This is a genomic window from Streptomyces sp. NBC_01689, from assembly GCF_036250675.1.
In the GTDB taxonomy this organism is placed as follows: Bacteria; Actinomycetota; Actinomycetes; order Streptomycetales; family Streptomycetaceae; genus Streptomyces.
This window is the reverse complement of sequence record NZ_CP109592.1, coordinates 6,522,935-6,535,516: the sequence shown is the minus strand read 5'-3', so window position 1 is coordinate 6,535,516 and position 12,582 is coordinate 6,522,935. Positions and strand designations below refer to the sequence as shown.

The following is a 12,582-nucleotide window of genomic DNA, read 5'->3' as shown; positions in this document are numbered from 1 at the left end:
CTGCATCACTTCTCGACGTACCGCAGCGAGCGCAGCCCGCGCTCCAGGTGCCAGTGCAGATAGGCCGAGACCAGCCCGCTGCCCTCCCGGACGAACCGCGGCTCGCACGCGTCCGCGGTCTCCCAGTCTCCCGTGAGCAGTGCGCTCAGGAGTTCGAGGGCCCCCGCCGAGGGTACGACGCTGCCGGGCACCCGGCAGTCGACGCAGACGGAACCTCCCGCGGCGACCGAGAAGAACCGGTTCGGCCCCGGCATCCCGCACTTGGCGCAGGCGCTGAAACTGGGCGCGTAGCCGTTCACGGCGAGGGAGCGCAGCAGGAAGGCGTCGAGGACGAGGTGCGGTTCGTGCTCACCGCGGGCCAGCGTGCGGAGCCCGCCGACCAGCAGCAGGTACTGCTGCACCGCGGGCTCCCCCTCGTGGTCCGTGAACCGCTCGGCGGTCTCCAGCATGGCCGTCCCGGCCGTGTACCGCGCGTAGTCCGTCACGATCCCGCCGCCGTACGGGGCGATCGTCTCGCTCTGCGTGCACAGCGGCAGGCCGCGCCCGATCAGCTCGCTGCCGCGTGCGAAGAACTGCACGTCCACATGGGAGAAGGGTTCGAGGCGCGCCCCGAACTTCGACTTGGTGCGCCGTACGCCGCGCGCCACGGCCCGTACCCGGCCGTGACCGCGCGTGAGCAACGTGATGATCCGGTCCGCCTCACCCAGCTTCTGGGTGCGCAGCACGATGCCGTCGTCGCGGAACAGACTCATGGGGTCCATTCTCGCCTACGGCGCCCGCGGACCGGCCCGGCCGGTCCCCTTTCGTCCCGCCCGCTCCCCCGCCCCCCTTCAGGGGACCTCGCCGCGGCTGCGTGCGTTGGCGTAGGCGGTGGCCGCGCTGAGCCGTTCCGCCGGGGTGGCCCGGCGTACCGCGCCCGGATCGCAGTCCCACTCCCGGCCGCCGCCGAGCGGCCTCAGCTGGACGTAGGGCCCCACGTGTCCCATGACCATCCCCACCTTTCCGCTGTCCACGTCCACGGCGTACGAACCGACCGGCGGCCCCGGCGGCGGCCTCACCGCAGTGCCGCCCGGCCGGCCCGGCACGGCGGTGACGCAATTCCGGCTCTCTCCCGCACTGCCCGCAATTCCTTCACCGTTACCTCCGCCTCTTCGGCGCGGGGCGCCGAGTGCTGTGCTCTCACCCTGTTCCCCGCACTTCCCGAGTTTCACGCTTCGGGCCTCCCGGCCGCCACCGCGCGCCTACACTCGGCAGGAGTCCCTCTTTCACAAGTACTGGCCTTCACAGGGCGTTTGACCTGTGGTGGAGCGTGCGCGGCAGAGGGTGCGCGAGGTTTTTCCGAAGCCACGCCGGACAGCTCGAACGGCCCATTCGCAAAACACGTTCGGATGCGTCACCGCTATTCGAGAAAATCTCGGAACCGATGGTCCTTTCGAGTGCTACGGGCCACGTCCGGGTAAGTGCGAAGGCCCGCGTCCGGTAGGGGGAATTCCACGACGCGCTCCGGCTCCCGGCCGTACGGACCGGCCGCCGCCGTCGGGCCGGGCGAGGGCCGCCGCGCGCCGGGCGGGTGCGCGGGGGCGGGCGCGTGCGGAGTTGTCGGCGGGCGGCCGTACTGTGCACCCAACGCCGTCTCGCATCACGCGCACTGGAGGAACCATGTCCGCGAGCGCCCGTCTCGTCACCACGCTCGCCGGCCCGCTGGATTCGGCGACCGCCGGCGATCCGGACGTGCTGTGCCTGCCGGACCGGACCCTCGTCCTGCAGAGCGACGACACCCAACTCGCCGCGTACGACCTGGCCGACGCGCTCGCGGGCGAGGCCGCGCCGGTACGGTTCCCGGCGCCGTGGCGGCGCCGGTTCGGCACCCGCACGGTCGCCCCGCGGCGCGACGTCGCGGTCTTCGCCGGTGTGCACGCGATACGGGCGGTGGACCGGCGGGGCACGACCCTGTGGGAGGTGCGGCACGGCTGCTGGGAGGGCGGTTGCCGGGAGTTGCACACCTCGGTCGACGAATACACCGACAGCCGCGCCCACTTGTACGCCGACAGTGGTTCCGCGGTCTTCTCGGCGGACGGCAAGCTCGTGTGGGCGCATGTCCGCGGCCCCCTGGCCGAGGGCGGCGAGGACCCGGAGGTGCTCGACGAGTGGCTGGTGCTCGACGCCGCCGACGGGACGGTGCTCGCGGAGGTGGACGCGCAGACGGTGGCGGCCGGTTCGGACCACGTGTCGCACCCGGACCCCGGACAGATGGGGCTGAGCGTCGGCGAGGGTCAGGACGGAGTGCCGCTGCTGTGGGGGCGCTGGGACGGCGAGCGGCTCTCCGTCGAGCGGATCGGTGACGACGACCGGATACTGCTCTCGGTGAGCCCGTCCGGCGAGCACTTCCTGACGGTCACCCACTATCAGGAGCTCCTCGCCCTGCACCGGGTCGCGGACGGCTCGGTCGTCGCCGAGCTGGACGCCGAGGAGGCCGTCCCGCCCCACCCCGCGCTCCCGGCGGAGAACGACGAGCCCGAGGTGCACTGGGATTACTACGCCGGCTTCCTCGACGAGCACACCGTCATCACGGGCACGGTCGAGGCGGACGAGGAGTTCGGGGCCGGGCGGCACTGGCTGGTCGACGTGCGCGACATGCGGCTGCTCGGCGAGGTCGGCTACCCGTTCCCGGTGTCCGGCGTTCCGCTGGCCCTGGGCGACGGCAGCTGGTGCACGGTCGCCGAGGACACGAAGGAAATCCAGGTGTGGCGGCTCGACGCCTGAGCGACGGTCCGGCCGGCGCGGCTCCGTGACCGCGGGCCGGGGCACGGCCTTCCCGGTCCTGGGCCGAGGCCGCCCCGGGACGCGGGGCCCGGCTCCGCGCCCCGCCCCTTCCCGTCCGGCCCCGGGAGGCGGGGTTCAGCCCACGCCGCGCGACTCCTGTGCCGCCCTCGCCTCGATCCCGCGGAAATGGTCGGCCATCGCGCGCTGCGCGGCTCCGACGTCGCGGGCGCGCAGCGCCGTGACGATGTCCCGGTGGCGGCGGACGGTCACCTCGGGTGCCGGATCGTCCGTCCAGCCGCGGACGCCCGCGACCCGGCTGAACACCGTCCAGAAGGCGCCGAGCAGCTGCGGCACCAGCGCGTTTCCCAGCGGGGCGTAGAGCAGTTCGTGGAATTCCCGGTCGAGTTCGGGGAAGGGACGGCCGGCCCGGCCCGCCTCCTCCATGTCGGCCACCACGGCTTCGAGCCGGTCGAGTTCCGCCTCTGTGAGCACCGCCGCGACCCGGTGCACCAGCCCCTCCTCCAGCACCTCGCGGACCTGGAGGATCTCCGCCAGCGCCCCGGTCTCGTCCGTGTCGTCCCGCCGGGCGAGCGTGCGGAAGGTGAGACCGTCGACGAACGGCGTCAGGGAGGCCTGGCCGACGTAGGTCCCGTAACCGTGCCGGATATCGACTATGTCGAGCGCCTGCAGGGCCTTCAGGGCCTCCCGCACGGAGTTGCGGCTGACCCCGAGATCGTTCATCAGTTCCGTCTCGGTGGGCAGCGGAGCGCCCGCCCGGAGCCTGCGGTCGAGGATCAGCTGCATGACCTCGCGCTGGATCTGGCTGCTCACCCGGCGCTCGGGCCTGCGCCGGCTCCCGGTCTCCTCGGCCATGCGCCGCATCGTACGCTCACTGGACATCCGACGTTCCACCTCCGGGCGGATTCAGCACCAACTACCCATATGTCAAGCCTTTATTGGTCGCACCTCTGGAAGATACGCCATTCGTGTGCGACCCCTTGACCGCCCTCACGGCCCCTCCTATGGTCACGCTGCCCCCATGACGTAGGACGTCGTATCTCCGCCTCCCGGACCACCTCTCCCCACTGGAGGAACCGTGCGCGACGTGACCGACCTCCCGGCGCCGCACCGCCGGTCGTTCCTGAAGTACACGGGCGCGCTCGGCGCGGCCGCCGCCCTCTCCTCGTCGCTGGCCGCGTGTTCGTCCGGCCCGCAGTCCACCAACGACACCGGCGGCGGGAAGGGCGGCAAGGACGCCACGCTCACCGCGGTCATCGGCTACGGGAACGACGGCAGCTGGGACCCGACCCAGACCGCGTCCGCCTTCTCCATGGCCGCCAACCAGCACATCTACGAGGGTCTGATCGACACCGACCCGATCTCGCGGGAGCCCTACGCGGCGCTGGCCACCGAGGTCCCCTCCGACCTCACCGGCACCACGTGGCGGTTCACGCTGCGGGCCGGGGCGACCTTCCACGACGGCCGACCCGTCACCGCCGACGACGTGGTCTTCGTCTTCGACCGGATTCTCGACCCGAAGACCCAGACCCTCGCCAAGGGGTTCTTCGAGAGCTGGCTGAAGGAGGTCCGCCGGATCGACGCCTCGACGGTCGAGCTGATCCTCAAGTTCCCTTTCCCGGACGGCCTTTCCCGGCTCACCCTGGCGAAGATCATGCCGCGGCACGTCTTCTCCCTGCCGGGCGCCTGGGACGACGCGATCAAGGGCAAGGCCGTCGGCTCCGGGCCGTACCGGCAGACCGCGCACCACCCCAAGTCGAACACCACCTTCGAGGCCTTCGCCGGCTACAACGGCCCCCGGCCGCCCGCCTTCAAGCGGATGAACTGGCTGACGATCGTGGACGCCGCGCCGCGCGTCGCACGGATCTCGGGCGCCGACGCCGGCGCGCAGATCGCGGACAACATCCCGTACGCCAACATCGAGCAGCTCGGGAAAAGCGGCCTGAGCGTCCGGGGAGGCGCCGGGATGAACAACCTCTTCCTGATGTTCAACACCCGGCACAAGCCCTTCGACGACGTACGGGTGCGTCAGGCGCTGCACTACGCCGTCGACACCGGCAAGATGGTCGAGGTCGCCCTCAGGGGGCACGGCAGGCCGTCGAGTTCGTTCCTCAACGAGGGCAATCCCGCCTACCGGTCCGCGAAGACCGTGTACACGTACGACCCCGAGAAGGCGAAGAAGCTCCTGAAGGCCGCCGGGGTCACGGGGCTCAGGATCGAGGTCCTGGCGGTCAACGTCAGCTGGATCGTGGACTGTCTGCCGACCCTCAAGGCGTCCTGGGACGCGATCGGCGTCGAGACCACGCTCGCGCCGCAGGAGACGACGGCCGTGTTCACCAAGATGGACCAGAAACAGGACTACCAGGTCGTCGCCGCCGCCTCGAACCCCAACCAGTTCGGACTCGACGCCGACCTGATCATGCACTACAACTACGGCCCGCGGAACCTCTGGATGCAGTACGCCCGTTGGGCCGACGACCCGGTCGCCCGGCAGCTCTTCAAGGACATGGACCGGGCGACGCGCGAGCCCGACCCCGACCGGAAGAAGGCGATGATCCAGGACTACGTCGACGTCGTCGCCGAACAGGCCGTGCTCTACCCGGTGGTCCACAACGAGCTGATGACGGCCTGGGACCCCCGCAGGCTCTCCGGGATCAGGGCCCAGCCCTACCCCGGGATCAACCTCCTCCAGGCCACATGGGCATGACGCACAGGGGAGTTCACCGATGACGGCCGTCGTCCGCATCCTGGCCCGCCGGATCGCCCTGCTCGTCCCGCTGCTGCTCGGCATCGTGCTCTTCGTCTTCCTGGTGATGCGCTTCTCGGACGTCGACCCGGCCTCCGCGTTCTTCCAGGGCGCCAGCCCCACACCGCGGCAGCTGCACGACTTCCGGGAGCGCAACGGCCTGCTCGACCCCCTCCCCGTCCGCTACGTCCACTTCGTCGGCGACCTGCTCCACGGCGACCTGGGCACCAGTGCGCTGACCCGGGCACCGGTCGTCGACCAGGTCACCACCGCGCTGCCGCTCACCCTCCAGCTGACCTTCCTGGGCCTGGGCATCGCGGTGGTGCTCGCGCTGCTCGGCGGGGTCACCGCCGCCCTCCACCGCGACCGGCTGCCCGACCAGATCATCCGGGTCGTGTCGCTGACCGGTGTCGCCGCACCGGGATTCTGGCTCGCGCTGCTGATGATCCAGTACCTGGCCGTGGACCGGGGCTGGTTCCCGGCCGGCGGATACGTCAACCCCGGTGACTCACCGGGCGGCTGGCTGCGGACCATGACCCTGCCGGCCCTCGCGCTGTCGCTGCCGGTCGCCGCGCAGCTCACCCGGGTCGTCCGTACGGCCGTGGTCGAGGAACTGGACAAGGACTACGTGCGCACGGCGGTCGGCAGCGGGCTGCCGCCGCTGGTCGTGGTCGGACGGAACGTGCTCCGCAACGCGCTGATCAACCCCCTGACCGTGCTGGGTCTGCGGGTCGGCTATCTGCTGGGCGGCGCGGTCGTCATCGAGACGATCTTCTCGCTGCCCGGGATGGGGAAGCTGATGATCGACGCCGTGCAGAACGGCGACCCGGCCGTCGTCCAGGGCGTCGTCCTGACCACGGCCGCCGGCTTCGTGGTCGTGAACCTCCTCATCGACATCCTGTATCTGCTGGTCAACCCCCGCCTGAGGGACGCCGCCCGATGATCACCACGCGCAAGAGTCTCGCGGCCGTCCTGTCCCGCCCCGGCATCCGGCTGCGCCGGCTCCCCGTCCTGTCCCGGATCGCCGTCTGCTTCCTGGCGCTCGTCGTCCTGCTCGCCCTGTTCGCCCCGCTGCTCGCCCCGCACGACCCGCTCGACCAGCAGCCGCGGACCGACGGCAGCGGGCATCCCTCGGCCGCCCACTGGATGGGCCAGGACAGCCTCGGCCGGGACCTCCTGAGCCGGCTGATGTACGGCGCCCGCTGGTCCCTCGCGATCGGGCTCGGCGCCACCGTGCTGGCCCTGGTCGTCGGCGCGCTCCTCGGCGCGGTCGCGGCGACCTCCCGCAAGGCGGTCGACGAGACCCTGATGCGCTGTCTCGACGTGGTGATGGCGTTTCCCGGCATCGCGCTGGCCGCCGTCCTGGTCGCGGTCTTCGGCGGCGGCATCGCGGTCCTGATCTGCGCGATCGCGTTCCTGTTCACCCCGCCGGTGGCCAGGGTCGTCCGGGCGAACGTGCTCGACCAGTACGGCGAGGACTACGTGACGGCCGAGCGGGTCATCGGCGCCCGCACACCCCACATCGTGCTGCGGCACGTGGCCGTCAACTGCGCGGCTCCCGTCCTCGTGTTCTGCACGGTCCAGGTCGCGGAGGCCATCGTCTTCGAGGCGTCGCTGTCCTTCATCGGCGCGGGCGTCCGGCCGCCGGACCCCTCCTGGGGCAGTGTCATCGCGGACGGCAAGAACATGGTGCTGACCGGCGGCTGGTGGGCGACGGTCTTCCCCGGCCTGCTGATGCTCGTCACCGTGCTGTCCCTGAACATCCTCTCCGAGGGGGTGTCCGACGCGTGGGCGGCGCCGCCCACGCGGGAGGTGGAGAGCGCCGGGGACCGGCTGGAGACCCCCGAACCGGGCAGCGGGACGGTCCTCGAACTGCCCGGTCTCGCGGAGGCCGCGGCCCGGCTGCGCTCCCGGGCCCGTCCCCTGCCCACCGGCCCGCCGGTGCTCCGCGTCGAGGACCTCTCCGTCGGCTTCCCCGCCCGGCACGGCGGCGTGGACATCGTCGACGGCATCGGTTTCGAGGTGCGCCCCGGTGAGGTCCTCGGCGTGGTCGGGGAGTCGGGGTGCGGGAAGTCGCTGACGGCGCTCGCCGTGATGGGCCTGGAGCCGCCCGGAGCCAGGGTGCGCGGCCGGATCCTCTTCGACGGGAGGCAGCTGGCGGGCGAGCCGATGCGGGTGCGGCGACGGCTCCTGGGCCACGAGATGGCGATGGTCTACCAGGACGCGCTGTCGTCGCTGAACCCCGCCATGACGATCCGGGCACAGCTGAGGCAGGTGGTGCGCAGGGGCGGCCGGCGCTCCCCCGCCGCGTTGCTGGCGCTGGTCGGCCTCGACGCGGAGCGCACCCTGCCCAGTTACCCCCACGAACTCTCCGGCGGCCAGCGCCAGCGCGTCCTGATCGCGATGGCCCTCTCCCGGGACCCCCGGGTGATCGTCGCGGACGAACCGACGACCGCCCTCGACGTCACCGTCCAGGCGCAGATCATCACGCTGCTGCTGCGGCTGCGCGAGGAACTGGGCTTCGCCCTGGTCCTGGTCTCGCACGATCTGGCCCTCGTCGCGGACGTCACGGACCGGGTGGTGGTGATGTACGGCGGCCGGATCGTGGAGACGGGCGTGACGGCGGACCTGGTCCGGTCTCCCGCCCACCCCTACACGCGCGGTCTGCTGGGCAGTGTCCTGTCCCTGGAGTCGGCGGCCGCGCGGCTGACCCAGATCAAGGGGGTCGTGCCCTCCCCCGCCGGCTTCCCGGCGGGCTGCCGGTTCGCCGACCGCTGTCCGTCGGCGACCGAGGTGTGCCGGACGACGAGACCCGGGCTGCTGGGCACCACGGCGCACACGGCGGCGTGCCATCACCCGGCGGTGGAGCTGACGACCACGGAGAGCGAGACCGTCTCATGACCGCACTCGTCCGGCTCGCGGACACCCACGTCGTGCACCGCGCCCGCAGCGGCGGTCCGTTCGCCCGCGACCGGGTGTACGCCCTGACCGGCGTCGATCTCGCCGTCGCGCCCGGCGAGACGGTCGGGGTCGTCGGTGAGTCCGGCTGCGGCAAGTCGACGCTCGCGAAGGTGCTGGTGGGCGTCCAGCGGCCGACGTCCGGCACGGTGACGTTCGGGGGCCGCGACCTGTGGTCGATGAAGGCCGCCGAACGGCGGTCGGCCGTCGGCGGCAGCACGGGCATGATCTTCCAGGACCCCTCGACGGCGCTGAACCGCCGCCTGACCGTACGGCGGATCCTGCGCGATCCGCTGGACGTGCACCGGCGCGGCACACCGGCCGGACGCGAGCTGCGGGTGCGGGAGTTGATGGCCTTGGTGGGCCTGCCCCGGGCTCTCGCGGAGGCCCTGCCGGGACAGCTCTCCGGCGGCCAGCGCCAGCGGGTGGCGATCGCGCGCGCCCTGGCGCTGGACCCGGACCTGGTGGTCGCCGACGAGCCGACGAGCGCGCTGGACGTGTCGGTCCGCGCCCAGATCCTCAACCTCCTGCTGGATCTCAGGGAACGCCTCGGGCTCGCCCTGGTGTTCGTCTCGCACGACATCCAGACGGTGCGCAGGATGAGCGACCGGGTGGTCACGATGTACCTCGGCCGGATCGTGGAGGAGTCCCCGGCCGCCGAGGTCACCGGCCATGCCCGGCACCCGTACACCCGGGCCCTCTTCTCGGCCACCCCGGGTCTGCTGGCGCCGATCGACCCGATCCCCCTGGCGGGCCCGGTGCCCTCGGCCACCCGTCCGCCGTCCGGCTGCCCCTTCCGCACCCGCTGCTGGAAGGCGGACGCCGAGTGCGCGAACGTGATGCCGGGCTTCACGGCCGCGTCGGCCCCCGGACACCGCTTCCGGTGCCACCATCCTGTGGAGGAGGGCGAGTCGACGCGCGACCTGGTGGCACAGGCCGTGGCGGTCTCTCCTCCCGTGGCCGGCATCCCGGCCCAGCATCACCAGCATCAGCCCTAGGGAGCCTCCATGCCGATCCCCGCCCCGCTGACCGGTGTCGTACCGCCCGTCTGCACGCCCCTGACACCGGACCGCGAGGTGGATCTGCCCTCGCTCGTCCGGCTCGTGGACCATCTGGTGGACGCCGGGGTCGACGGGCTGTTCGTGCTCGGCTCGTCCTCGGAGGCGGCCTATCTGACGGACACGCAGCGACGGCTGGTGGTGGAGACGGTGAAGGGGCATCTCGGCGGCCGGCTTCCCCTGCTGGCCGGGGTCATCGACATGACGACCCCCAGGGTGCTCGACCATGTCGCGTCGGTCACCGCGGCGGGCGCGGACGCGGTCGTGGCCACGGCGCCGTTCTACGCCCGTACCCATCCGGCGGAGATCGCCCGGCACTACCGCCTGATCGCCGCGCGCTCGTCCGTGCCCGTCTTCGCCTACGACCTGCCGGTCTCCGTCCACACCAAGCTGGACGCGGAGCTGGTGCTCGAACTGGCCGCGGACGGGACGCTGGCGGGGCTCAAGGACTCCAGCGGCGACCTGGGCGGTTTCCGCGCGGTGGTGACGGGTGCGCGGACCCGTCCGGGCGTCACCGGATTCAGCGTCCTCACCGGTTCCGAACTCGTGGTCGACTCGGCGCTCGCGCTGGGGGCGGACGGGGCGGTGCCGGGGCTCGCCAACGTGGATCCGCACGGGTACGTACGGATCGCCCGGTTCTGCCGGGAGGGGGACTGGGAGCGGGCGCGGGCCGAACAGGAGCGGTTGTGCGCGTTGTTCGGGATGGTGGGGGTCGGTGACGCCGGGCGGATGGGGAGCGGGTCGGCCGCGCTCGGCGCGTTCAAGGCGGCGCTGTACCTGCGGGGGGTGATCTCCTGTCCGGTGACGGCGGAGCCGCAGGTGCCGCTGTCCGACGCGGAGGTGGAGCGGGTGGGCAAGTACCTGGCGACGGCCGGGCTTCTCTAGGGGGTCTCCGGGGAGGGTCCAGGGGGCTCCAGGGGCTTCTCGCGGCCGCCGCCCCTGCCCGTCCCGGGGGGTCAGCCCTGCGGTCGCGGGAGGGTGACGCGGTGGAACTCGATGCGGGTGTACGGGCCCCTCTCGCCCGTCTCGTAGAGGATCCCGGCCCGTCCGCCCCCGAGCGGCACGAGATCCGAGTACGCGGCCGGAAGCGAGGACAGGGTCAGCAGCCTGGTGAACGTGCGCCCCGCGTCGCCACTGCCCCACAGGGCCATCACCCGCCGCGCCCGGTGTCCGGAGGGCCCGGAGAAAAGCAGGGGCGCGCGCCGGCCGGGCGGCTGCAGGACACCGCCCTGGACCACCGGCACCTCGTTCAGTCCCGGCTGGACGGCGTACGGCCGGGACAGCGTCCGTCCGCCGTCGGCGGAGTACGCGTCGAGCCGGTGGCCGCCCGGACTCGCGGAGCCGTTCTGGTCCCGAGCGGTGAAGTACAGCCGCCCGTCGGGCAGTTCGGCCACACCGCTCTCGTTGACGTTGAGCCGTCCGTCGTAGGAGTCGTCGACGAACCCGAGCCGCCAGTCCCGCCCTCCGTCGTCGCTGTAGAGGGCGTGTCCGCCGTAGTACCGGGCCTCCCGCCCGGTGTCGGCGGAGCCGGCCGGCGGCGCGGCGGAGTGGTCGGCGGGGACCACCAGCCGCCCGGCGTGCGGGCCGTGCCGCAGGGCGATCGCGTGTCCGGGCCCCGTGGCGTACCACCGCCACCCCGGCCGCTTCACCGCCCCGGTGATCTCCCGGGGGACGGAGAAGTGGCGGCCGTCGTCCGCGCTCGTCTGGACGAAGACACGGCGGCCGAGCCCCGGCGCGGCCTCGCCCCGCATGATCCGCGCCTCGGTCACCCCACCGCCGTTGAAGCAGGTGAGCAGGACGACGCGGCCGCTGCGGGGGTCCACGACGGGGGCCGGGTTGCCCCGGGTGTTCCCGTGGCCGGCCGCGACGACCGTCAGCGGTCCCCACGTACAGCCTCCGTCGGCGGACCGTCTGAGGACGACGTCGATGTCCCCCGTGTCGCCCGCGCCGTCGTGCCGGCCCTCGGCGAAGGCGAGGACCGTGCCCGCGGCGGTCCGGACGACGGCCGGGATGCGGAAGGTGCCGTAGCCGTCCCGGCCCGCGGTGTAGGGGACGGAGACGGTGCACGGGGACCCGGAACGGGTGGCCGCGGAGGCGATGCCGGCACCGGTGGGAGCGGCGAGCAGGCCCACGGTCAGCGCGACGGCGAGGCTGCGTCTCAGGGGTGCCTCGCTCTCGCCTCGCACACCTCGGTGTGCCACGTCGGGTAGCGAGAAGATTACCCCGGGTGATCGCCCCGTGCGTCCATGGCGGGGTCTACGAAGGGGTGCGTGCCGCGACGAGGAGCCGCGTCACCTCGTCCTCGCGGATCGTCAGCGCGCCGCCGACGGTGGACAGCACGTCCCGCTCGGCGGGCGTGTACGGTCCGTCGGCCAGGGCGATCCGGGCCCCCTGGAGCAGGATCGACTCGCGGCCGGCCGCGGCGAGGTGCGGCGCGAGCGGGTCCAGCGCCTCGTGGAGCTCTATCGCGAGCCCCGCCCCGCAAGGTTCCCCGAAGAGCCGGCCCGTGTCGGCGGCGAGGGCCTCCACGAGGGCGGCGAGCTGGTCCTCGGTGCAGTCGTCGAACCCGGCCGAGCGCACCGCGACGGCGGCGGTCTCCAGGGACGTACGGGAACAGGTGCCGCCCGCGGCGAGCACGGCGAGCGCGACGGTGTGCACGGCGTCGCGGAGCATCGCCGAGAAGCGGGTGGTGGTGGGGTGGTCGAGGACGTCCGCGCCGTAGTGGCGGCGGCAGGCGGCGCACTCGACGACGGGACCGGTCTCACCGCGCGGCAGGACCGGCACGCCGAGGAGGGTGAAGCGGCGGCGCCCGGTGAGGCGCTGGTAGTTGCGGTCGCCTCCGCAGCCGGGGCAGAAGAACTCGCCGTCCCCCATGGTGGTCCACGCCGTACGGGTGCCCAGGATGCGGGGAACCTGAACTGCACGACCGTTTCGTCCCCACCCTGGCAGCACCGTCGCACACCTCCGTAACGCCGCGGCAACATCGCCGCGCTGGCGTGATGTTAGCCACATTGTCGAGGCGGAGTCAGTACCCCGGAC

The 12,582-nt window shown here is 72.6% G+C and carries 11 protein-coding genes; 6 read left to right on the top strand and 5 right to left on the bottom strand.

Annotated elements, in window-relative coordinates; genetic code table 11:
• Positions 1-5: 5 nt before the first annotated feature.
• Positions 6-752 carry a DNA repair protein RecO gene (recO, locus tag OG776_RS27825; RefSeq protein WP_187286008.1) on the bottom strand — a complete coding sequence of 249 codons (747 nt, stop codon included), beginning with the start codon at positions 750-752 and terminating at the stop codon, positions 6-8.
• 78 nt (positions 753-830) lie between these two features.
• On the bottom strand, positions 831-1,058 hold the full coding sequence (locus tag OG776_RS27820; RefSeq protein ID WP_410093426.1) for a hypothetical protein: 228 nt from the start codon (positions 1,056-1,058) through the stop codon (positions 831-833).
• A 601-nt stretch (positions 1,059-1,659) separates the two neighbouring features.
• On the opposite strand from OG776_RS27820, the gene OG776_RS27815 reads away from it, so the two are divergent.
• Complete coding sequence (locus tag OG776_RS27815) at positions 1,660-2,763, top strand: hypothetical protein (RefSeq protein ID WP_148013876.1); 1,104 nt, start codon at positions 1,660-1,662, stop codon at positions 2,761-2,763.
• Between the two features lie 135 nt (positions 2,764-2,898).
• Here the strand turns inward: OG776_RS27815 and OG776_RS27810 are convergent, their stop codons facing one another.
• On the bottom strand, positions 2,899-3,645 hold the full coding sequence (locus tag OG776_RS27810) for a FadR/GntR family transcriptional regulator (protein WP_148014139.1): 747 nt from the start codon (positions 3,643-3,645) through the stop codon (positions 2,899-2,901).
• 214 nt (positions 3,646-3,859) lie between these two features.
• Between OG776_RS27810 and OG776_RS27805 the strand changes: the two genes are divergently transcribed.
• The 5 genes from OG776_RS27805 to OG776_RS27785 are packed head-to-tail and all read left to right on the top strand — an operon-like array spanning position 3,860 to position 10,428.
• On the top strand, positions 3,860-5,488 hold the full coding sequence (locus tag OG776_RS27805; RefSeq protein WP_329322707.1) for an ABC transporter substrate-binding protein: 1,629 nt from the start codon (positions 3,860-3,862) through the stop codon (positions 5,486-5,488).
• A gap of 19 nt (positions 5,489-5,507) precedes the next feature.
• Positions 5,508-6,470, top strand: coding sequence for an ABC transporter permease (locus OG776_RS27800; RefSeq protein ID WP_329322706.1), 963 nt, complete (start codon positions 5,508-5,510; stop codon positions 6,468-6,470).
• Positions 6,467-8,428 (top strand): dipeptide/oligopeptide/nickel ABC transporter permease/ATP-binding protein, encoded by a 1,962-nt coding sequence (locus OG776_RS27795; protein WP_148013879.1) that lies wholly within the window; start codon positions 6,467-6,469, stop codon positions 8,426-8,428. Before OG776_RS27800 ends, OG776_RS27795 begins: the two co-directional genes overlap by 4 nt.
• Complete coding sequence (locus OG776_RS27790; protein WP_148013880.1) at positions 8,425-9,483, top strand: oligopeptide/dipeptide ABC transporter ATP-binding protein; 1,059 nt, start codon at positions 8,425-8,427, stop codon at positions 9,481-9,483. The genes OG776_RS27795 and OG776_RS27790 overlap by 4 nt, the downstream gene beginning before the upstream one ends.
• A gap of 9 nt (positions 9,484-9,492) precedes the next feature.
• The gene (locus OG776_RS27785; RefSeq protein WP_148013881.1) at positions 9,493-10,428 is read left to right on the top strand and encodes a dihydrodipicolinate synthase family protein; all 936 of its coding nucleotides are present in this window, start codon (positions 9,493-9,495) and stop codon (positions 10,426-10,428) included.
• A 71-nt stretch (positions 10,429-10,499) separates the two neighbouring features.
• Here the strand turns inward: OG776_RS27785 and OG776_RS27780 are convergent, their stop codons facing one another.
• Both OG776_RS27780 and OG776_RS27775 read right to left on the bottom strand, forming a co-directional pair.
• Entirely contained in the window at positions 10,500-11,705 is a 1,206-nt protein-coding gene (locus OG776_RS27780; RefSeq protein WP_148014140.1) for a sialidase family protein, read from the bottom strand.
• 94 nt (positions 11,706-11,799) lie between these two features.
• Positions 11,800-12,495, bottom strand: coding sequence for a TerB family tellurite resistance protein (locus tag OG776_RS27775; protein ID WP_148013882.1), 696 nt, complete (start codon positions 12,493-12,495; stop codon positions 11,800-11,802).
• Positions 12,496-12,582: the final 87 nt, after the last annotated feature.